16 protein-coding genes and 1 CRISPR repeat array are annotated in these 22460 nt (G+C 64.2%); of the genes, 12 read left to right on the top strand and 4 right to left on the bottom strand.

All coding sequences use genetic code 11. The annotated features are described in order from the left end of the window. Nucleotides 1–187: 187 nt before the first annotated feature. The gene (locus tag B5G02_RS01505; protein WP_094334905.1) at nt 188–1990 is read right to left on the bottom strand and encodes an ABC transporter ATP-binding protein; all 1803 of its coding nucleotides are present in this window, start codon (nt 1988–1990) and stop codon (nt 188–190) included. 370 nt (nt 1991–2360) lie between these two features. Here B5G02_RS01505 and rplJ point away from each other — a divergent pair, with 370 nt between their 5' ends. The 12 genes from rplJ (at nt 2361) to cas2e (ending at nt 16048) form a co-directional block, all read left to right on the top strand. Further along, nucleotides 2361–2882 (top strand): 50S ribosomal protein L10, encoded by a 522-nt coding sequence (rplJ, locus tag B5G02_RS01500; protein WP_094334904.1) that lies wholly within the window; start codon nt 2361–2363, stop codon nt 2880–2882. A gap of 102 nt (nt 2883–2984) precedes the next feature. Then, nucleotides 2985–3365, top strand: a complete 381-nt coding sequence (gene rplL, locus B5G02_RS01495; RefSeq protein WP_019239679.1) for a 50S ribosomal protein L7/L12 — start codon at nt 2985–2987, stop codon at nt 3363–3365. Nucleotides 3366–3906: 541 nt separating this feature from the next. Continuing rightward, the gene (guaA, locus tag B5G02_RS01490) at nt 3907–5493 is read left to right on the top strand and encodes a glutamine-hydrolyzing GMP synthase (protein ID WP_094334903.1); all 1587 of its coding nucleotides are present in this window, start codon (nt 3907–3909) and stop codon (nt 5491–5493) included. A gap of 338 nt (nt 5494–5831) precedes the next feature. Further along, nucleotides 5832–6458 carry a 3'-5' exonuclease gene (locus tag B5G02_RS01485; RefSeq protein ID WP_094334902.1) on the top strand — a complete coding sequence of 209 codons (627 nt, stop codon included), beginning with the start codon at nt 5832–5834 and terminating at the stop codon, nt 6456–6458. Nucleotides 6459–6495: 37 nt separating this feature from the next. Beyond that, nucleotides 6496–9585 carry a CRISPR-associated helicase/endonuclease Cas3 gene (locus tag B5G02_RS01480; RefSeq protein ID WP_094334901.1) on the top strand — a complete coding sequence of 1030 codons (3090 nt, stop codon included), beginning with the start codon at nt 6496–6498 and terminating at the stop codon, nt 9583–9585. A gap of 209 nt (nt 9586–9794) precedes the next feature. Further along, the gene (casA, locus tag B5G02_RS01475; RefSeq protein ID WP_019239672.1) at nt 9795–11426 is read left to right on the top strand and encodes a type I-E CRISPR-associated protein Cse1/CasA; all 1632 of its coding nucleotides are present in this window, start codon (nt 9795–9797) and stop codon (nt 11424–11426) included. Nucleotides 11427–11441: 15 nt separating this feature from the next. Then, a complete protein-coding gene (gene casB, locus B5G02_RS01470) occupies nt 11442–12098 on the top strand; it encodes a type I-E CRISPR-associated protein Cse2/CasB (protein ID WP_019239671.1) in 657 nt (218 codons plus the stop codon). Between the two features lie 10 nt (nt 12099–12108). Then, nucleotides 12109–13242 carry a type I-E CRISPR-associated protein Cas7/Cse4/CasC gene (gene cas7e, locus B5G02_RS01465; protein WP_019239670.1) on the top strand — a complete coding sequence of 378 codons (1134 nt, stop codon included), beginning with the start codon at nt 12109–12111 and terminating at the stop codon, nt 13240–13242. A 2-nt stretch (nt 13243–13244) separates the two neighbouring features. Continuing rightward, complete coding sequence (gene cas5e, locus B5G02_RS01460) at nt 13245–13985, top strand: type I-E CRISPR-associated protein Cas5/CasD (protein WP_094334900.1); 741 nt, start codon at nt 13245–13247, stop codon at nt 13983–13985. An 8-nt stretch (nt 13986–13993) separates the two neighbouring features. Continuing rightward, nucleotides 13994–14695: a type I-E CRISPR-associated protein Cas6/Cse3/CasE gene (gene cas6e / locus B5G02_RS01455; protein WP_094334899.1), complete on the top strand. Its 702-nt coding sequence runs from the start codon at nt 13994–13996 to the stop codon at nt 14693–14695. Further along, on the top strand, nt 14688–15689 hold the full coding sequence (gene cas1e, locus B5G02_RS01450; protein WP_019239667.1) for a type I-E CRISPR-associated endonuclease Cas1e: 1002 nt from the start codon (nt 14688–14690) through the stop codon (nt 15687–15689). The genes cas6e and cas1e overlap by 8 nt, the downstream gene beginning before the upstream one ends. Next, nucleotides 15689–16048: a type I-E CRISPR-associated endoribonuclease Cas2e gene (gene cas2e / locus B5G02_RS01445; RefSeq protein WP_019239666.1), complete on the top strand. Its 360-nt coding sequence runs from the start codon at nt 15689–15691 to the stop codon at nt 16046–16048. Before cas1e ends, cas2e begins: the two co-directional genes overlap by 1 nt. 68 nt (nt 16049–16116) lie before the next feature. Beyond that, nucleotides 16117–20884: direct repeats of the CRISPR family, unit length 29 nt; unit sequence GTGCTCCCCGCACACGCGGGGATGATCCC. Between the two features lie 135 nt (nt 20885–21019). On the opposite strand, the gene B5G02_RS01440 is transcribed toward cas2e, so the two are convergent. From B5G02_RS01440 to B5G02_RS01430, 3 genes are read right to left on the bottom strand one after another with little or no spacing between them, the layout of a single operon-like run. Further along, on the bottom strand, nt 21020–21436 hold the full coding sequence (locus B5G02_RS01440; RefSeq protein WP_094334898.1) for a holo-ACP synthase: 417 nt from the start codon (nt 21434–21436) through the stop codon (nt 21020–21022). A gap of 48 nt (nt 21437–21484) precedes the next feature. Further along, a complete protein-coding gene (locus B5G02_RS01435; protein ID WP_094334897.1) occupies nt 21485–21775 on the bottom strand; it encodes a GNAT family N-acetyltransferase in 291 nt (96 codons plus the stop codon). A gap of 12 nt (nt 21776–21787) precedes the next feature. Then, complete coding sequence (locus B5G02_RS01430) at nt 21788–22099, bottom strand: glutaredoxin family protein (protein ID WP_094334896.1); 312 nt, start codon at nt 22097–22099, stop codon at nt 21788–21790. Nucleotides 22100–22460 lie beyond the last annotated feature (361 nt).

Raw genomic sequence — 22460 nt, 5'->3', positions numbered from 1 at the left:
TGCAGCTCCCAGTCTAGCGATTGGTGCCGTGCCGACCACCATCTTCGGCTGGCAATTCCGCAACCGGCGGTTGCACGGCCTGCGAGCTGCGGATTTCGGCAGCTGCACGTGGCTTGCCCCGTGCATGCTACCAGGCTTGCCGGCGAGCCCGCCCGCCGCGACGTTCGTCCACCCCGCCCGTGCTCGGCTACTCGTTGCCCAAAAACGCGCCGGACTGCCGGCTCCACAGCTGCGCGTACTCGCCCCCGGCGTCCACGAGGTCCGCGTGGCGGCCGTCCTCGACGATCTCGCCGTCGCGGATGACCACGATGCGGTCGAGCGCCGCCACGGTCGAGAGCCGGTGCGCGATGACGAGCGACGTGCGGCCGCGCATGAGGTTCTCGAGCGCGTCCTGGATGAGCTTCTCGCTCTCGGAGTCGAGCGCGCTCGTGGCCTCGTCGAGCACGAGGATCGGCGCGTCCATGAGGATGGCGCGCGCGATGGCGATGCGCTGGCGCTGCCCGCCGGAGAGCTTCACGCCGCGCTCGCCCACCTGCGTATCGAGGCCGCGAGGCAGCCGCTCGATGAACTCGAGCGCGTTGGCCTCGCGCGCGGCGCGCAGGATCTCGTCTTCGGTGGCGTCCGGCCGGCCGTAGGCGATGTTCTCGCGCACCGTGCGGTGGAAAAGGAGTGGCTCCTGCGGCACGTACGCGATGTGCTGGCGCAGGCTCACCTGGCTCACGTGGGCGATGTCCTGCCCGTCGATGAGGATGCTGCCGCCCGTGAGGTCCGCGAGGCGCAGCAAGAGGGTGGTGAGCGTCGTCTTGCCGCTGCCGGAGCGCCCGACGAGGCCCACGCGCTGGCCGGCGGGGATGTGCAGGTTGAAATCGCGGAACACCGCGTCCTGGGCGCTCGCGTCCGCGTAGTGGAAATCGACGTCCACGAAGTCGATCGCGCCCGCGGGCACCTCAAGCGCGGGGGCGTCGGGGTCGTCGGCCACCAGGCGCGGCTCGTCGAGCGCGACGGTGAGGTCGTGCGCCTCGCCGAAGGAGCGGTTGATCTGCTGGAACATCTGGGAGAGCATGTTGAAGCGGCCGGTGAGCGAATTGGTGTAGGTGAACATCATGACGAGCGTGCCGGCGGAGATGCCGAACCACGCGTTGCCGCCGGCGATGAACACCGCCGCGAGCCCCATCATGCACACGATGAGCGAGCTCGTCACGGCGCCGGTCTTCACCGTGCGGCGCATGCGCTTGCTGTCCGCCGCGCGCACCTCCTGGTTCGCCTGCTCGAAGAGCCCCTGCTCGTAGGCCTCGCGACCGGCGGTCTTCACGGCGAGGATGTTCGTGATGGAATCCGAAAGCTCGCCCGAGAGGCGGTTCTGCGCCGCGCTCGCCGCCGCGTTGATGGGCAGGATCTTGCGGTAGAGCTTGAAGACGATGGCGACGTAGGCGGCGAGCACCACGACGAGGACGGCCACGAAGGCGGGGGCGAGCGGCGCGAGCATGCATATGGTGAGCACGGCGGTCGAGGCGGTGGGCAGCGCCGAGTAGGTGAAGTTGTCCATGAGCAGGCTGTAGGCGGAGATGAACTTCTGCGTGGAGCTCACGAGCGCGCCGCCGAAGCGGTTGGTGTGGAAGGTCATCGACTGGTTCGAGAGCGTGTCGAAGGCCAGGCGCCCGAGCTCGTAGCCGGCGCGGATCTCGAGCTTCGCGCAGGCGTAGTCCTGCAGCTTGCTGCAGACCTGGCCGGCGATGTTCACGGCGACGAGGGCCGCGATGTAGGGGCCAAACACGGGCAACACGTCCTCCGCGGCGACCCCGCCCGCGCCCACGCGGTCGACGATCGCGCCGACGATGAGCGGGTTGGCGAAGGTGAGGAAGAACACATAGCCCAGGGTCGCGGCGACATCGAGCGCGAACATGGGTAGCTGGATGCACGTGACGCCCCAGAAGTAGTGGAGCGCGCGGTGCGTGACGGACGGTGTGCCATGCGAGGAGGGGGAGGCCACGGCTGTTCCTTTCAGATGACTGCAACGTTGCAAATTTACCCCAGGGGTTATTTTACATACGCGGTAAAAATACCCCCGGGGTAATTTGACGTGGAGCTTTCGTGCGCGCTTGACGCCCCGACCGTCACGCGGCATACTAGTCGCTGGTTCACGCACGAATCCGCTGCCAGAGACAGCCGGTGCCACGGGCTCGCCGCAAGACGCGCCCAAGGCTCAATGGGGAAACCCGCCAGCCGAGGTGGTGAGCAGATAGCTCTCATGTCTTCTCGCCCCCGTCGCTCGAAGCAGCGCGGGGGTTTTCTTTTCCAAGACATCCCCGCAGGTCTTAAAGCGGGTCGTGCCTGGGAAAAGCAACGAGGAGGTGTACCAGATGCCACAGCAGTACAAGATCGACAAGGTTGCCGAGATCGAGTCTCACATCGCAGATAGCAACGGCGTGTTCGTCGTCGGCTACAACGGCCTTACCGTGAAGCAGGCGCAGGAGCTGCGTCACCAGCTTCGCGAGGTCGGCGCCGAGATGAAGGTCTATAAGAACAACCTCACCCGTCTTGCGCTTAAGAACCAGGAGCAGCCGGAGATCGACGAGATCCTCGTCGGCCCGCTCGCCTATGTGTTCTATTCGCAGGATCCGGTGGAGCCCGCGAAGGCGCTCAAGGAGTTCGCTACGAAGTCCAAGGGCGTCCTCGAGATCAAGGGCGGTATCTCCGAGGGCAAGGCGGTTTCGGCCGAAGAGGTCAACGCTATCGCCGATCTGCCCACGAAGGATCAGCTCCTTGGTCAGATCGCTGGCCTCATCAACGGCTTCGCCCGCGATATCGCGGTCTGCGTCAACGGCGTTTCGAGCGGTCTCGCCCGTACCGTCCAGCAGATCTCGGAGCAGAAGGCTGCGTAGCGCAGCGCGCGCGGTTCTGCCGCGCACCCCGGCGCGCTCGCGTGCCGCCTGATACGTTCATTACCGTGCCCACCGGCACGGCAACCGAAAGGATTGCTTACCATGGCTAAGCTTACCAACGAAGAGATCATTGAGGCTCTTAAGGAAATGACCCTGCTCGAGGCTTCCGAGCTCGTCAAGATGATCGAGGACACCTTCGGCGTCTCCGCCGCCGCCCCCGCCGCCGTCGTGGCCGGCCCCGCCGCTGGCGCTGCTCCCGCCGAGGAGGAGAAGTCTGAGTTCGACGTCGTGCTCGAGGGCTTCGGCGACAACAAGATCGCCGTCATCAAGGTTGTCCGTGAGCTCACCGACCTCGGCCTCAAGGACGCCAAGGCCAAGGTCGAGGCTGCTCCGACCCCCATTCTCGAGGGTGCCAAGAAGGAGGACGCCGAGGCCGCCAAGGCGAAGCTCGAGGAGGCCGGCGCTGCCGTCTCCCTCAAGTAGTTCGCTGCAGGCCACGCGCCTGCGAGCTTGCGCTTGACGCCGAAGGGCGAGACCTGTTCCGGGTCTCGCCCTTTTTTCATGCCTGACGGGCGGGACGCGGTGGCGTCGCGTCCCCCGACGGAGCGGTTTTGCATCGGATTTCGCCCGATAGTGGTGGAAAAATTCAGATATGCACGATGCCGGCCGCGGATGGCGGGTGTAACGACTTGGGTCGCGCAGCGAATCCTGGGAAAACGTGGGAAGCTCGCCTGGTTTTGCGGTACCAATCGCTCAATGACCGCCGTTCAGGGGCTTCCAATCGTGCATATCTGAATTTCTCCACCACTTTTGTCTGCGCGCATCGAAAAAGTGTTCGCGCGGCGCGAAAAACGCCCCTTGCCGGACTTTATGGGGAATGTCCCGCGCGCGCGACGCGGGGGCGCATCCGTGTGTATCATGGTCAACGATGAAAACGGATGCTGGGGGTGGGTTTCGACCGCGCGCAGGCGCCTTGCGGGGCGCGCCGCGCAGCGCTTGCCCGGTACACGAGAGAGGGAGCTCCATGCCGCAGAAGGTTCTCGTATTCGATTTCGGTGCACAATACGGCCAGCTCATCGCCCGCCGCGTGCGTGACCTGCACGTCTACTCGGAGATCGTCCCGTGCGACATCACCGCGGACGAGGTGCGCGCGCTCGAGCCCTCGGCGATCATTCTGTCCGGCGGCCCGGCGTCGGTATATGCGGAGGACGCGCCGTCCATCGATCCCGGCGTCCTCGAGCTCGGCATCCCCGTGCTGGGCTTCTGCTACGGTCACCAGATCATGGCCGTGACGCTCGGCGGCGAGGTGGCTCACTCCGAGGTGGGCGAGTACGGCCCGGCGACCATCGAGCGCGAACGTGAGAGTGCGCTGTTCAACGCCACGCCGCTCACGCAGACGGTGTGGATGAGCCATCGCGATGCGGTGAGCCGCGTGCCCGAGGGCTTCACCGTGACGTCGCGCACCGAGGTCTGCCCCGTGGCGAGCATGGAGTGCCCGGAGCGCAAGCTCTACTCCACGCAGTTCCATCCCGAGGTGCGCCACACGGAGTACGGCCAGCAGATCCTCTCGAACTTCCTCTTCGACATCTGCGGGCTCGAGCCCGATTGGACGATGGACAACCTCGTGGAGTCCATGACCGCGCAGATCCGCGAGCGCGTGGGCGAGGACCGCGTGATCCTGGCGCTTTCGGGCGGCGTGGATTCGAGCGTGGTCGCGGCGCTTGGGGCGCGCGCGATCGGGCGGCAGATGACCTGCGTGTTCATCAACCACGGCCTGCTGCGCAAAGGCGAGCCGGAGCAGGTCGAGGAGGTCTTCACCAAGCAGTTCGACGTCGACTTCGTGCACGTGCATGCCGAGGAGCGCTATGCCGCGCTGCTCGACGGCGTGACCGAGCCGGAGGAGAAGCGCCGGATCATCGGCACGCAGTTCTGGAAGGAGTTCTTTGCGGTCGCGCAGGAGCTCGAGCGCGACGGCCGTCCGGTGAAGTACCTGGCGCAGGGCACGATCTACCCCGACATCATCGAGAGCGGCGCGCGCAAGACGGGCGGCAAGGCGTCGACCATCAAGAGCCACCACAACCTGATCCCGTTCCCCGAGGGCGTGCACTTCGACCTCATCGAGCCGCTCGACCACTTCTTCAAGGACGAGGTGCGCGAGCTGGGTCTGGCGCTCGGGCTGCCGGAGCACATCGTGTACCGCCAGCCGTTCCCGGGCCCGGGTCTGGCGATTCGCATCATCGGCGCGGTGAGCCCGGAGAAGCTTGAGATCCTGAAGAACGCCGACGCGATCGTGCGCGAGGAGCTGGACGCGTACAACCAGCGCCTGTTCGAGGCGACCGGCGAGCGGAACAGCGAGCACAGCTGCTGGCAGTACTTCGCCGTGCTGCCGGATATCAAGAGCGTGGGCGTGATGGGCGACGAGCGCACGTACGCGCGTCCGGTGATCCTGCGCGCCGTCGAGTCGAGCGACGCGATGACCGCCGACTGGGCGAAGCTGCCGTACGATGTGCTGGCGCGCATCTCCGGCCGCATCGTGGCGGAGGTTCCCGGTGTGAACCGCGTGGCGTACGACATAACGTCGAAGCCCCCCGCGACGATCGAGTGGGAGTAAATCATCGCGCGGAATCCGCTACTTAAGCACTCCGTACAATGAAGATTCGTGTCATTTTCACCGCCGACCGATCGGCGATGGGCAAGCTCGCATCTCAGAATGTATAAGACCGTGACAAGGTCTCCCATTGCATCTGATGGGAGACCTGTTCACCTTCTCTGTGCACCGAAAAGAGTGCGTGTCGGGTGAATCCATCTGCTGCGAACTGCTTGCGCCACAGCGCGGATTTGACGAACCCGTTGCTCAGCAGACAAATTCCCGCAAAAGCATTCCCGGTCGCTTTTTGTCCGCACCCACTGGTATGGTTGCACTGTCAGGGGTACACGGGAGGAGAGACGATGGCGCGATGGTACGAATCAGGGGATATCTCAAGCCTACGTACGATGCCGCCGGAAAAGATCCTCTGCGTCGATGTCGAGACCACCGGGGTCGATCCTTCACACGATGAGATCGTGCAAATCGGGATCATCCGGGGAGACGGAGAGGTTCTGGCATCCCATTACATACGGCCTGAACGGCATGTGGACTGGCCTGCCGCGCAGAGAGTTCATGGCATCACCCCGGCTACCGTAGCAGGTTGCCCGCCTCTGACGCATTTTGCTCGAAAGCTTCAATCTTATTTTGCGGGTGCGCGCCTCGTTGTCGGATATAACGTCAGCTTCGACCTCGCCTTTCTGCGTGCTGCAGGAATCTTGCACGAGTCTGTCCCCACGTTCGATGTCATGAGGGAGTTCGCTCCCGTGGCTGGTCGTTGGGATCCGGTTCGACGGAGATATGCATGGGTCTCCCTCGAATACTGCGCGCGTTATTACAGCTTCCATGGCCGCGCCCACGACGCGCTGGAAGATGCGCAGGCAACGTTGTGGTGTTTCTGGTCAATGCTGGAGCGCGGCGGCGGATCGCCGGTTTCATCTTCTGCCTGCTCGTATCTCAACATCGTCGAGCGATTTGCGAAGCGGAGGTAGCGCGATGTCTTCTTCATGGCAGGGAAAGGATAAGCCCATGGATGCGGTCGCGAAACTCTCAAGGCGGGCGCACTCGCTTTGGGCGAAGGCAGCGCCCGACGAAGAGGAAGCGTGGCTGCCGCTCTTCATACATGCCAGCGATGCAGCGCGTACCATGGCACGGCTGTGGGATGGTTGGTTGTCGAAGAGCGCCCGGAGCCTCTTTGCGCGTCGGTGCGGCGGTAACGAGGAGCTTGCCCGCAAGTGCCTCGTCTTTCTTGCTGGTGCACATGACATCGGGAAGGCGACCCCTATCTTCCAGGCGAAACCTTGCGGACGTAGCAACGATGGGGAGCTCCTGAGCCTCTCGTGGAGGCCGGAAAAGGCGGGACTCTATATCGACCCAACCCTATCATCGGCACGTCGACCCACCCACCCCATCGCCGGTCAGGTGCTCGTCGACCGTTACCTCGAGACTGTGTTTGCTTGGCCGTTTGAGCCGGCGGATGCCCTGGGCTCGATTGTGGGGGCGCACCACGGGAACGTGCCTGAGCGACGGCGTGTCGGAGAGGCGTTTGACGATACGCGGGCGATGGGCAATACACCCGACGCATCTGGGCAAGCATGGCGTTCCGTCCAGTCCGAGCTGCTCGATTATGCTCTCAGCATGGCTCGCGTCACCGCAGCGGATGCTTTAGCGCTCAAGACGTTTTCATGGGACGTCCCAACGGAGTCGGTGGCATGCGGGCTTGTCATCATGGCGGATTGGATAGCGAGCAACCAGGATCTGTTCCCCCTCATCCCATCGCTTTCGAGCGGGGGCGCGCGGGCTGGCGCCCCGGCGGCCTGGGATGATGCGGCACTCGAAATGCGCGCCGAACATGCTTGGCGGTCACTGTGCCTTTCGCCAAGCTGGGGCGGCGAACAGCCGAAGGCGTCTGACGAATGGTTCCGCACCCGGTTCGGTTTGCCGGATGGTGCGGATCCGCGCTCCATTCAGCGAGCAGCGATGGAGATTGCCGAGCAGATGGAGGAACCATCTCTTTTGGTGATCGAGGCGCCCATGGGCGAAGGGAAGACCGAGGCGGCGCTCGCTGCGGCGGAGATCATGGGAGCGCGCTTCGGGTGCGGCGGGGTATGTGTGGCACTTCCCACCATGGCGACGACGGATGCCATGTTCGGCCGTGTCCATCGTTGGCTGGAGCGCATGCCGACGCATGATCCCACCAGCATCTATCTTGCGCACGGTAAGGCGCGGCTCAATGAGGAGTATCAGGGGATCGTGCGCTTCTCTCGCATGCGCCACATACCGAGCTCCACGTGTTTGACCGCGGAGGACAGCCCCGCGGGCGACGGGCTCGTCATCGTGTCCGATTGGATGCAGGGACGCAAGAAAGGCATGCTGGCGAACTTCGTGGTCTGCACCATCGACCAGGTGCTCATGGGCGCGCTTGAAATGCGTCATCTTGCCATGAGGCACCTCGCCCTGGCGAGCAAGGTGGTCGTTATAGATGAGTGCCACGCATACGACAGCTACATGCAGCAATATCTACAGCGCGTCCTCGAGTGGCTCGGCGCATGGGGCTGTCCGGTCATCCTGCTTTCGGCAACGCTGCCGCCCCATGTGCGCGATGATCTCGTTGCAGCGTATCGCAATGGCCGTGAAGCGCGGCGGGTGCCGCTCGCATCTTCTGCGGACGGTGCCAGCCTGCTTGCCTCGTTGCCCCGTGGAGGGCGTTCCCGTGCTGCGCGCGCTCGTGAAAAGCGCTTGGCATCGGCGGCGCCTGTGTCTTCTGTACATACCGGGGACGATTCCTACCCGCTTCTCACGATTGCGTCTGCGTCGCGGGTGGAGCAGCGCGCCTGCTCGCCTTCATCCCGGGAAACGGTGGTGGACGTCGCGCTGCTTTCCGACGACATCGAAGAGCTCACCTCGCTGCTTGAACGAGAACTCGGCGATGGCGGCGTGGCGGGCGTTGTGTGCGATACCGTTACCCGTGCTCAAGCTGTGTACCGAGCCGTGAAGGAGCGCTTTGGGGTGGATGAGGTCGTGCTCACCCATGCACGCTTCATGGATCTCGACCGGATGGAGAACGAGAGCCGCCTCCGCAGCATGCTCGGACCGGATGCGACACGCGCCAACGGTCGGCGCCCCAAGCGCCTGATCGTGGTGGGCACGCAGGTGCTCGAGCAGTCGCTCGATATCGATTTCGATCTGCTCGTTACCGACGTCGCCCCCGTCGATCTCCTGCTGCAGCGCCTGGGCAGGGTTCACCGGCATGCCCGCGGTTCCGGGGAGTGTGACCGGCCCGCTCGCTTGCGGCACGCGCAGTGTTTCATTCGCGGTGTCGAGCGCGCAGGCGAGGAGGGTCCGGCGTTCGCTACCGGCATCACGCGCGTATACGACGCTGCCTCTCTTATGGAAACACTGGCGTTGATGCACCTGTGCGACCGGGCAGCAGCGGCAGAGATTTCTCTACCGGGCGATATCGCGCGGCTGGTGCACACAGCCTACTCCCCAAAGGTAGCAGCGATGATTCCCCTGAGCTGGCAACTTCGATACGAGGAGGCGTGCGCCCAACGTCAACGCATGATCGAGGATAAGAAGCTGCGCGCCGAGATCTACCTGCTACCTTCGGCCAAGCAGCTCATCCGCGATGGCAAGACCCTCACAAGCCTCTTCGCACGTGCGATCGAGGATGGATCCAAAGATCGGCTGAACGAGGATGTCGGACAGCGCGCGGTTCGTGATACCCAGGAGACCGTCGAGGTGCTGCTCGTGCGCCGTGAGGGTGCTGGCGTGAGCCTGCTTCCGTGGATTGGCGACGAGCGCAGCGGGGTTGCACGTGGCGAGGAGCTGCCCACGATGTACGAGCCCGACTGGCCGCTTGCGTTCGTGCTGGCACAGTGCGCGGTGCGGCTGCCGCTCTCGCTCTGTCGTCCTCAGCAGCTCGATCAGCTCATCGAAGAGCTGGAAGACGGTTGCGAGCGGTGGGTCGCAGCCTGGCAGGAGGTTCCCGTACTCGCGGGTCGCCTGGTATTGGCTCTGGATGAGCGTGATGACGAGCCGGGTGCGTTCGAGGCAACGCTGCTCGATCAGCGGTTGAGATACACCAGAGAGGAAGGATTATCGACCGCTCACCGATGATTTATCTATTTCTCTTTTCAGTTTAAAAAATCGTTCTATTCTAGAATCGCACCGCGGATGCAATTTCAGTTCATCACGGAATTGCCCCGCAGGCGTGTGTTCGCCATCCGGCGAGTTGGACCTTGAAAGGAGAAGATCTCAAGGCTGTTCCCCACGTATGTGGGGGTTTCGAAACATGAAGCTATGGTCAGTATGGAAAGGAGGAACGAATGGATCAGATAACTACGAAGTACGACCTACGAACCGAGCCATGGATTCCCGTCGAACGCATAGACGGTACCCAGGCGACCGTATCGATACGAAACGCCCTGTGCGAAGCGCATCGCATCCGGCGTATCTCGGGAGAGATCCCGGGGGAGAACATAGCGCTTCTCCGTCTGCTGCTCGCGCTCGTCTACTGCATCTACGAGATTCCTGAACACATGGGGGAGGAAGAGAAGCGGCGCATCTGGCGAGAGTTGTGGGAGGGCGGCGCGTTTCCGGCAGATCGCATAGATGGGTACCTCGTCGACTTTCCCCATGAGTTCGACCTGTTCGATGACGAGCATCCGTTCTACCAGGTTCCCCACCTTGTCTATATGGGTGGCAAAAAGGAATGCGACCCCGTGAGCGAATGCATGATCGATGTTCCCAAGCCGGAGAAGTTCCTATTCTCCATGCGGAGCGCCGAGCACCTCGATGCCCTTCCGTTTGATCTTGCGGCGCGGTATCTCGTGGTGGCTCAGGCGCTCGATAAAGCAGGGATCAAGACACCTGTCGAGGGCAATACGTCGGCCAAGAGCGGCAAGGCCTATGCCCCCAAGGGCGCTTTGGGCACGGGCTGGTGCGGTGCGTTGGGCGGCGTCTACCTAGAGGGAAAAAGCCTTTTCGAAACGCTTGTGCTTAACTGGGTGCTGTTTCTGAGCAACGTGTCCGTCACTGCGAGCGATGACTTCGCTCCCTGGGAGCGTGAGGTTCCGTCACCCGATACATGCCAACGCGAGCCGACCGGCCCCATCGACCTGCTTACCTGGCAGAGTCGCAGAATCCGTCTCGTGCCAGACGAGAGCGGGGCATTCGTTCGCGGCGTCATCATCAGCTACGGTGACGTGCTGGTTCCCGCGAACAAGCAGCGCTTCGAGATGATGACGGGCTGGCGGGAAAGCAAGCAGCAGCAGAAAAAACTCGGTACGGCAACCGTTCCGCTCATGCCTGCTGCCCTCGATACCGCTCGCGCGCTGTGGCGCAACCTGCCGAGCTTGTTGGCGGTTGCGGAGGAGGAGCGACTACGCCCCGGGGTCATCCGCTGGATGGGGGAGGTGCAGGACGTTCAACATGCGGATGATTGGCGGTTCAAGCTCCGCATCGTGTGCCAGGGGGTCAAATACGGCACGCAAAGCAGCGTCGTCGACGACGCCATGACCGATACGGTCGACCTGCGCGCGACGCTCATGCGCAAGGATTCCGAGGCATTGACCAACATGCTCGAGTTGATTCGTCAGACCGACATCGCCGTCGGCGCCTTCGTGAAATTTGCCCAGAACATCGAACGCACCCAGGGCGACAGGCGTCGTTACGAGACGTTCTCAGACGCCGCCGCCCAGGCAACCAAAGACGATATGAGGGAACGCGCCTACGACGCTTTGGACGCGTTGTACCGTCGACGCATCGCGGATTTCCCCGATCGCGATGTCGCGGCATATTGCGAGGCGTGGCGCGCAGAGGCACGCGGGATTCTGAGAAAACTTGCTCAGGCATACGTTTCCCGCCGTCATATCTCGTACTTTGCAGAGCGCGATGAGGTGTCTGCAGGCAGGGCACTGATGTGGTTCGAGCGCGACCTTGCGCAGGCACTTGCATGAGAAAGGAGGGCGGATATGTCATCGCTCTATGAACGCGCGAACAAGGTAGCGCTGTTCGTGCAGAGAAAGATCGTCAACCTTCAACGCGCGTATGTGAATAAGGGAGCCGGTGCCGCGCAGGCTCGCGCTACGCTCGCGCGCCTGCGTCGCCTTGGAATGCCCGGGGGCGCATCTTGGATCTCTGTAGGAGAGGATTTGTTCGAAGGCATCTGCGACCTCGGGCTATCCGGGGTGGATGAGGCCAGGGCGCTCGGGGCAATCGCGGCGTCCCTGCGACTCTATGCCTACCATCAGCAGTCCCGGACCGTTCCGATGGCAATGACGGAAGCTCCCGGAGCATCCCGCAAGCGGCGGCGTTCTTTTGGTTGGTCTTGCCGGCGCATTGAATACGACAGGGAGAAAGCGAAGGGAGTGCGCCGTCGGATGGCTGCTATCGAGAGCGCTCGCGACCTCGACGGCATCGAGCATCACATGCGCGCCCTCATCATGCTCATGCGGGATAAAGCCGTTCAGGTCGACTACTTCCTTCTCGCGTGCGACCTGTATCTCCTGCAAATCCCAAGCGCCCGCAGCGACGTGTTCATGCGCTGGTCGAAGGATTATTTCACCGCAGAACCCGACGATGCCCCTGCGGATTCAATGGCCGGCACATCCGAAAACAACCAGAACTAGGAGGTACTTCATGTATCTTGATATCTATGCGTTGGAGAGCGTTCCGCCCAGCAACATCAACCGCGACGATACCGGGAGCCCCAAGACCGCCGTGTACGGCGGTGCGCTGCGCGCACGCGTCTCGAGCCAGGCTTGGAAGCGTGCCATGCGCGAGATGTTCCCGAGTCTCTTGCCCGAAGGCCAGCTCGGCGTCCGCACCAAGTTCGTCGTTCCGCTTATAGCCGAGCGCATCGCCGCCAAGCGCGAGGACCTTGCGGATCGAGCGGAGGATTTCGCCCGGGCGGTGCTGGATGCCACGGGTATCAAATCTACCGAGACCGACCGCAAGGGCACCGATGAAGGAACGCTGGCGACGAGCTACCTGGTGTTCATCGCTAACCGCGAGCTCGATGACCTTGCCGACATCGCGATTGCCTGGGCGGATGAGGGCGTTGACCCCAAGAAGGTCGACGCGAAGGCGAAGAAGGCCGTCCAGCAGGTGTTCAAGGGGATCCAGGCGGTGGACATCGCGCTGTTCGGCCGTATGCTCGCCGACGCCACGGACCTTAACGTCGATGCGTGCGCGCAGGTTGCCCATGCCATCTCGGTCAACGAGATCTCGCAGGAGTACGACTACTTCACAGCCGTGGACGATTGCGCTTCCGATGACAACGCAGGCGCGGGGATGCTGGGCACGGTGAGCTTCAATTCCTCGACCCTTTACCGGTATGCGACCGTGAACATCGATGCGCTTGCGGAGCAGCTCGAGAGCGCCGAGGCCGCAGCGGCCGGCGTGGCTGCATTCGTCGAGGCGTTCGTCACCTCGATGCCTTCGGGCAAGCAAAACACGTTTGCGAATCGCACCCTGCCGAATGCGGTTGCCGTCTCCTTGCGCGAGGACCAGCCGATCAACCTCGCCTCTGCTTTCGAGTGTCCCGTGTATGCCGAGCGCGACCGGTCCATCACGCAGATCGCAGCTGATCGCCTCGCCTCGTGCGCCCGCGATGTTGAGGCGGCCTATGCTCGGCCGGCGGCACAGAGCTGGCATGTTTCCTACGGCATCGATCCTGCGAGCTTGGATTATTTCGGAGCGGGCGTGTCCTTCGATGCCCTCATGGACGCAGTGCGCGCAGCCGTCGGCGCCGCGCTCGCGCCGAAGGAGTGATCATGTCGGTGCTTCTGCTCCGCCTTGCCGGCCCTATGCAATCGTGGGGCGACTCCTCGCGCTTCGCGCGCAGGACGACGAGGCGTGAGCCCACGAAGAGCGGCATCGTCGGGTTGATCGCCTCCGCGCTCGGCCGGACGCGTGAAGACCCGGTCGATGATTTGGCGCAGCTTGAATTGGCCGTCCGCGTCGAGCAGCCCGGACAGCTCATGCGCGATTTCCAAACGGAGCGGCCTTTGCAGGGCAAGCCCATGCCGCTGTCCAATCGCTACTACCTAGCGGATGCATGCTTCCTGGCGGCGCTGGGAGGATCGGATGAGCTGCTGCGACGCATCGAAGCCGCGCTCAGGCTGCCTCGTCGCCCCCTATACCTGGGAAGGCGATCGTGTCCGGCTGATATGCCGCTGTGCCTGGGTATCGATTCCGATGCCGATGACGTGCGCGCAGTGCTCTCGGTGGCACCTTGGGCGGCTTCCGAGCACTATAAAGCGCGCCATTCCGGTGTGGCCTCGCTTGAGGTGGTTGCGGATGCGCGCGATGGCGAGCTCTGTGAGAGCTGGGCGGACTATCCGCTGACCTTTAGCGCTTCTGGACGGCGTTATGCGTGCCGGCCGGTCGTCCGCTTGCGGGTGCCCAATCCGGATGCGGATGCATCCGATGCCGGGGAGCCTATCGAGGATGCGCCCCGCTCTCGAGGTGGCGTGCCGGTACCCGAGCACGATCCGCTGGGATGGATGGAATGAGGTGAACCATGTACCTATCACGAGTTACCTTGAGCCTATCGCGCATGGATGCCATCGCGTTCGCAAGCTCGCCGTATCGGATTCATGCCGCGGTCGAGCGGGCCTTTCCGCCCGAAGCTGCACGGACGACGGATCGGGGAAGGATCCTCTGGCGCTTGGATGAGGTGCCCGGCGCCGTGGACGAGGCGTGGCTCTATGTGCTGAGCCCGGACCGTCCCGACCTCACGCATATCTGCGAGCAGGCGGGGATGCCGGGGAGCCCCTCATGGGTTACCAAGGCGTACGCTCCCGTGCTCGAGCGCATCGCCTCCGGGCAGCTTTGGCAGTTCAGGCTCAAGGCGAATCCGGCGCGCAAGGTGTTCGTCGATAAGGGGACGCGCGCCCGCGAAGGCGTCGTCGGAACGATCCAAGGCCATGTGACCGAGGCCCAGCAGCGATCCTGGCTGCTCGACCGTGCCGAAGCCCATGGGTTCCGCATCGCGCAAACGGAAGAGGGCTTTGATCGGCTTGTCGTGTCGCATCGGAAACGCGAGGTGTTCAAGCGGAAGGAAGGCGTGGTCACGCTTACGACCGCCCAGTTCGATGGCGTGCTCGAGGTGACCGATGCCGAGGCGTTCCGGCATGTGCTCGGGTTCGGCCTGGGGCGTGCGCGCGGCTTCGGGTGCGGTCTCATGACGATCGCGCCCGCGGGGGAATCCTGCCATGCATGACGGAACCGACGACACGCGCTTGAGTGACGCTGCCGCAGGGGGCGGTGCGACCCCGTCCACCGTCCCTCCCGTTCTGGCGGACCTCGTTCGCGCGGACGAGCGCATTTCGTTTCTGTATTTCGAGCACTGCGTGGTAAACCAAGCGGAGAACGCTATCGCCATCACCGACGATGAGGGAACGATACGCGTCCCGGTTGCCACGCTCGGCGTATTGATGCTGGGCCCGGGCACTACCATCTCTCATAAGGCTATGGCGACGATAGGGGAGAATGGCGCGAGCGTGGTATGGGTGGGCGAACGCGGTGTGAGGATGTATGCATCGGGACGCCCGCTCACCCATTCGAGTCGCCTGCTCGTGCGCCAGGCCCGTCTTGTTTCGAATACGAGGACGCGCTTGGCCGTCGCGCGACGGATGTATCAGATGCGCTTCCCAGACGAGGACGTGAGCTCTCTCGCTATGCAGCAGCTACGCGGCCGCGAAGGAGCGCGTGTGCGCAAGGTGTACGGGCACTGGTCAAAGGAGACGGGTGTCGAGTGGAAGCGGCGCGACTTCGATCCCGACGATTACGATACCGGCTCGGAGATCAACAAGGCGCTTTCTGCCGCCCACGCATGCTTATATGGAATCACCCATGCGGTCATCGTCGCGCTGGGCTGCTCTCCCGGTTTGGGATTCGTTCATACGGGTCATGAGCGCTCGTTTGTATACGACATCGCAGACCTATATAAGGCCGAGCTTTCGATTCCCGTGGCATTTCGCACGACGGCTGCGAAGCCTGATGATATCGGTGCGGCGACGCGAAAGAATATGCGGGACGCCCTGTATGACCTTTCCATCATGAAGCGCATGGTATCTGATATCACCCATTTGCTCATGGAAGAGGATGGGGAAGCTGATGCCGATGAATCTGACGAGCTGTGGTTGTGGGACGAGAAGCTCGGCGAGGTTGCGGCGGGCACGCTATATGCAGACGCTGCGGAGGGTGATGCGTGATGGTCGTGATGGTGCTGACTGCCTGTCCGACGGGCGTGCGCGGTGATTTGACTCGATGGTTGCTTGAGATTGCTCCCGGGGTGTTTGTAGGGAGGCTGTCCGCGCGGGTGCGGACGCGGCTTTGGCTCCGTGTGTGCTCCCTCATGAAATCTGGCAGAGCGATCATGGTTTATAGCGCACGTAATGAGCAGCACCTTGAGTTCGAGGTGTTCCAACCCGACTGGAAACCGGTGGATTGCGATGGGGTGAGACTCATCAAACGTCCCGCCGGCACCGATGATGCGACGCTGATGGGGTCTTTGCCATCGGGTTGGAGCAGCGCTTCGAAGTATCGGAGGGCGCGTAAGTATCGCGGTTGACCCAAACTTCGCTCGATATAATGAAGCGGAATACTGAGGCGCCCCGCGATGTTAGCAGGTATCGAAGTGTGCTCCCCGCACACGCGGGGATGATCCCCGTTCGTGCGCTCGCTCTTCGATGCGGTGTTCGTGCTCCCCGCACACGCGGGGATGATCCCACGAGCGGCTGGCGGCGCGCAGACGTTCCCTGGTGCTCCCCGCACACGCGGGGATGATCCCACCCTAGGCTCCTACGCCGACGGCACGCGCGAGTGCTCCCCGCACACGCGGGGATGATCCCCGGTACCTCGGCGTCGAGCCGACGAGCTACGCGTGCTCCCCGCACACGCGGGGATGATCCCTCGAAGACGCCGACGTAGGTCGCGTCGTTCGGGTGCTCCCCGCACACGCGGGGATGATCCCGACCTGCTCGCCCGCGCCGGGTTCGACTCCGCGTGCTCCCCGCACACGCGGGGATGATCCCCCGACCAGAGCCCGGTCAGTGGATATGTAGTAGTGCTCCCCGCACACGCGGGGATGATCCCACATCGGCCACCGCCGCCGTAGCCGCGCCCTGGTGCTCCCCGCACACGCGGGGATGATCCCTCCCACACGAGGTCGTCCGCGTCGGCGATGTCGTGCTCCCCGCACACGCGGGGATGATCCCCCGGCGCTCGCGTCGGCTCCGGTGAGCCCCATGTGCTCCCCGCACACGCGGGGATGATCCCGAGGCGGACGCATCCGGCTCCAAGCTCGCCGTGTGCTCCCCGCACACGCGGGGATGATCCCCTCGACACGGAGCTGAAGGAGTCGGGTAGCGTGTGCTCCCCGCACACGCGGGGATGATCCCCTGCGCCGCCTGCTGGGCGGTTATCTGCCCGGGTGCTCCCCGCACACGCGGGGATGATCCCCACCCGGACGGCAGCGAGCAGTCGCAGGCGCAGTGCTCCCCGCACACGCGGGGATGATCCCATGGGCACGGTGAGCTTCACCGTGAACCGGGGGTGCTCCCCGCACACGCGGGGATGATCCCGCGACGCAGGCGACCGTCACCATGACGGCGTAGTGCTCCCCGCACACGCGGGGATGATCCCCTCGCCGACGCCATCGAGCAGCCGCTCATGGCGTGCTCCCCGCACACGCGGGGATGATCCCTGGCGCTCTCGCGTCGTCACCGACGTCACGCAGTGCTCCCCGCACACGCGGGGATGATCCCCTCGCCGACGCCATCGAGCAGCCGCTCATGGCGTGCTCCCCGCACACGCGGGGATGATCCCTCCGGCAGCTGCCGCAGCGAGAGGCACGGTAAGTGCTCCCCGCACACGCGGGGATGATCCCTGCTCGGCGAGCCGTTCCAGCGACGCGCAGGCGTGCTCCCCGCACACGCGGGGATGATCCCAAGGGCTCCAGTCCCCAGGCCGTCACCTGCAGGTGCTCCCCGCACACGCGGGGATGATCCCGCCGCTTCGGTAAGCTCTTCTGAATCAATCTCGTGCTCCCCGCACACGCGGGGATGATCCCAGTGTAGCAGTTTAAGCGCGTTTCATCAGTTTGTGCTCCCCGCACACGCGGGGATGATCCCCGGTTGAGGTGAGATGCAGACGTGAAGCGAAAGTGCTCCCCGCACACGCGGGGATGATCCCTACCTCCGTGAGTGGCGTAAGTATTACGAATGGTGCTCCCCGCACACGCGGGGATGATCCCTACGAGTATCACGAGGGTGTAGTCGCAAAGTCGTGCTCCCCGCACACGCGGGGATGATCCCATCCTAGGACTCATCTCCGGTGGTGCCACCCTGTGCTCCCCGCACACGCGGGGATGATCCCAGCCCCGGGCTCGCGCCCATCATCTCCGCCTTGTGCTCCCCGCACACGCGGGGATGATCCCTCACCCACGAGCGCCCCGACAGTTGGGAGCGCGTGCTCCCCGCACACGCGGGGATGATCCCCTTCTTGACGAGCGTGAAAGCCTGGGCAAGAGGTGCTCCCCGCACACGCGGGGATGATCCCCGATCGCGCGACCTCCTCGTATCTGCTCGCTCGTGCTCCCCGCACACGCGGGGATGATCCCCTAATCCTCGGCGGAAACTGGCCGCTCGGTGAGTGCTCCCCGCACACGCGGGGATGATCCCACCATCACGCGAAAACTGCGCGAATACCACGCGTGCTCCCCGCACACGCGGGGATGATCCCAGCGCGCCCTCCTCCGGGATGTGCCGGAGCTCGTGCTCCCCGCACACGCGGGGATGATCCTCCCAGACGGGTATGCGCGATATGGGGCGCAAGGTGCTCCCCGCACACGCGGGGATGATCCCTTCACGCCGACCTCGACCTTGCCGTGCCTCCAGTGCTCCCCGCACACGCGGGGATGATCCCATGAAGGCACGTGTCATCGACGAGCGCGACGCGTGCTCCCCGCACACGCGGGGATGATCCTACACGACCGCCGCGCGTCGTGATGCGTATATTGTGCTCCCCGCACACGCGGGGATGATCCCAGCGAAATGGAGTTGAAAGATTACTACCGTAAGTGCTCCCCGCACACGCGGGGATGATCCTTAACGCGGGCGATGAAAATGGCCAATAAGGAGGTGCTCCCCGCACACGCGGGGATGATCCCCATAAGCAGTCGGTCGCATGCAGTTCGCAGACGTGCTCCCCGCACACGCGGGGATGATCCCCATGCCAGGAAGAATTCATGCCCTCCGATATAGTGCTCCCCGCACACGCGGGGATGATCCCGGTCACCGGAATCGAACGCATGGATCCGGAAAGTGCTCCCCGCACACGCGGGGATGATCCCGAGCAATCGCATTTGATTCCAGATAAAGCCGAGTGCTCCCCGCACACGCGGGGATGATCCCAATCCAGACGCCCATGAGCTCTTTCGTGCTTTGTGCTCCCCGCACACGCGGGGATGATCCTCAAGGAAAACGGCACTTGAACAATATGAAGTTGTGCTCCCCGCACACGCGGGGATGATCCCTACCAGGCGTTCTCGGCCGAGGCCATCATGGCGTGCTCCCCGCGCACGCGGGGATGATCCCACGTAGGGCAACGCGTTAAATCGCTGCTAGATGTGCTCCCCGCGCACGCGGGGATGATCCCGCTCCCACGTCTCGCCGCCGTCCTCGCTCACCGTGCTCCCCGCGCACGCGGGGATGATCCCAGCCCCTGCCGCTCCTCGTTCTCGATGTACTCGTGCTCCCCGCGCACGCGGGGATGATCCCTACAAGGTCGAAGACGACAACGCCATCATCCTGTGCTCCCCGCACACGCGGGGATGATCCCAAGCTGGTAGTGGGCTATAACGTTGTTTTCGAGTGCTCCCCGCGCACGCGGGGATGATCCCAGGGGTGCTCCGCGATACGAGTGCTTCGTCGAGTGCTCCCCGCGCACGCGGGGATGATCCCTACATGCCCGGCTTCTGCGCATGGATGGCCGGGTGCTCCCCGCGCACGCGGGGATGATCCCACACCTCTAACGACCGAGACATGCCGAACGAGGTGCTCCCCGCGCACGCGGGGATGATCCCTCAGCCGCCCTCACGTCGCCGCCGACGGCCTTGTGCTCCCCGCGCACGCGGGGATGATCCCGGCAGCACGACAGCCTGAAGCGCGCGATCATGGTGCTCCCCGCGCACGCGGGGATGATCCCGCCGTGGCGGAGACGATGGGATACGGCTCCTCGTGCTCCCCGCGCACGCGGGGATGATCCCCGGTTCGACGGCGAGCCCGACTGCTTGAGGGGATGATCCCACGGCGGCGGAGATACGCGCGTACGCGGAGAGGTGCTCCCCGCGCACGCGGGGATGATCCCAGACCCGGGCTCACCCCCATCGTCTCCGCTTTGTGCTCCCCGCGCACGCGGGGATGATCCCGTGCGGAACCGCGGCGGTCGCATCGTGAACACGTGCTCCCCGCGCACGCGGGGATGATCCACGTCTAGGTCGATGGCGAAGACGCCGCCGGACGGGTGCTCCCCGCGCACGCGGGGATGATCCCGACGAGGTCGTTTCGCTTCTGCCCCTGCGTCCGTGCTCCCCGCACACGCGGGGATGATCCCGCTTGCGGCGCGGTCGTGACCGGGAAGACCCGGTGCTCCCCGCGCACGCGGGGATGATCCCTACACCGATAACTCAATCAGCGCAGACTACAGGTGCTCCCCGCACACGCGGGGATGATCCCGACGTGCGCACGGCGGCGGTGACGCTCACGCTGTGCTCCCCGCACACGCGGGGATGACCCCGGTACCGACCCCGTGGGGATACGCCGTCGTGCGTGCTTCCCGCTCACGCGGGGATGATCCCCCGCCGAACCCGAACTACCCGGATGGCGAGCCGTGCTCCCCGCGCACGCGGGGATGATTCCGGGAAGTCAAGCTGGGTAATCTCCGGGCTGTCGTGCTCCCCGCGCACGCGGGGATGATCCCATCCGCATGCCGTACCGCGAGTACGCGGCGGAGTGCTCCCCGCGCACGTGGGGATGATCCCGCCTTGGCCACGCCGGAGTTCTTGGGGTTGGTGTGCTCCCCGCGTATGCGGGGATGATCCCGTGTTGATCTCCGTCACCTGGATGTAGGAGTCGTGCTCCCCGCTTATGCGGGGATGATCCTGGCGCGGGGACGCGCATGTACCAGAAGATCATGTGCTCCCCGCGCACGTGGGGATGATCCCACGTTGCAGAAGACCTTGCGCTTCGTCTCTTGGTGTTCCCCGCGTATGCGGGGATGATCCGTACGACACCGAGACGGCTGAGGAGGTCGCCGAGTGCTCCCCGCGCATGCGGGAATGATCCCTTCGACTACGACATTCAGAAGGTGCACGATGAGTGCTCCCCGCGCACGCGAGGATGGTTCGTAAAAAAGAAAAAAATGGGATGTAATCTAAAAAGCGCTCGAATCCCATTCCCGTTTCGGATAGGAGTTCGAGCGCTCCTATATTTCAGCACTGCCCACGCGTACGGAGCAACCCCTTATCGCAGCCCCGTCATCCTCAAACCACCACCGCAAACGCAATCGCGAGGTCGGCTTCGTTGCTGATGCTCACTAATATATGGCGCACGCCGGCCTGCTCGCAGATGCGCGCGAGCTCGGGCGTCATCTGCACGTGGGGGCTGCCGTCGTCCGCGGCGAGCGTCTCGACCAGTCTCAAATCGAACGTGCCTGCCTCCGTCAGATGCGCGAGCGCTTTGAACACGGCTTCCTTCGCCGCGAACCTGCCCGCCAGATACGAGGCACGCCCCGCACCCCGCTCCGCGGCCTCGGCCTGCTCGCGCGCCGTGAACGTCCGCGCGGTGAATCCGTCCGCCTCGCGGTCGAGACGCCCGATCTCGCTGATAGTGACCGCGTCGACCCCGATGCCGCGGGACGTGCCGGCTCCGTCCATGACAACCTCGCTCGCCTCAGCCATCCAACACTTCCGACGCTATTGTACGGCGAGCGAGGCCATCCGGGCAGCCTAGGCGAGGATGCGCTCCCATTCGGGATGCTTCTCGAACCAGCGCACGGCATAGCTGCAGGTGGGACGCGCACGCCGGCCGGTGCGCTCGAGCTCGTGCGCGCACGCGTCCATGAGCTTGCCGGCCATGCCCAGCCCGCGCAGGCTCGGGTCCACGAAGGTATGGTCGATATCTACGACGCCCTCGCCGCACGCGGGGAAGGTGACCTCGGCGATCGCCTTTCCGTCATCCCCGAGAAGGCGGATGGCGTTCTCCTCGACGGTGAACTGCGGTTCGCGCTGCTCGTCCATGACCGTCCTCCTCTAGAAGATGGGGCAGGCCGCGCCGTTATCGAGCTCCGCCTGCTCCTCGGGCGACACGCTCGGCGCCGCACCGTCGGCGAACTCCTTGCCCAGGTACGCGATGATGTCGTCCGACTCGTACATGGGCGCGCCGTCGATGAACAGGCACGGCACCTGCACCTTGCCGCCCACGCGTTCGAGCGTGGCGCGCGCCTCGGCGTCGGCCGTGATGTCGCGCAGCGGCAGCTCGATGTCGTGCTGGCTCATATAGAGGAGCACCTTGCGGCAGTAGGGGCAGGTCGGCATGATATAGAGCTCGTAGGTGGTTGCCATGACGGCTCCTTTCGGAATGCGGGGCGTGGAGCGCCTCCGCTGGAGAATATGTTGCCTCTCTTGTCCCCAATTCTGCCGTTGGTAAGCACGAGGCGCGTCGAAACGGGCGGCTGCTGCCAGCGAGCTTGAGCGGCTTGCGAGATTCGTCGCACTCCAACGCGGATGAACCCGTTCCGGATGAGTCGCCTGCCAATTCACGTGCCTAAACTTGTCAACTTTAGGCGCGAAGCTCCTTGCCGAGGGTGCTTCATGCGTAAAGTTGACAGTTTTGTGCCCGAAGCGTGGCATTGCGGTCGACACGCGAAGCGCCCGCCGCAGCCCACCGCCGCCGCAGCCCACCGCCCGCCCCACGCCCCCAACC

The organism is [Collinsella] massiliensis, assembly GCF_002161605.1.
Lineage (GTDB): Bacteria > Actinomycetota > Coriobacteriia > Coriobacteriales > Coriobacteriaceae > Enorma.
This window is presented reverse-complemented; position numbering and strand designations above follow the sequence as displayed.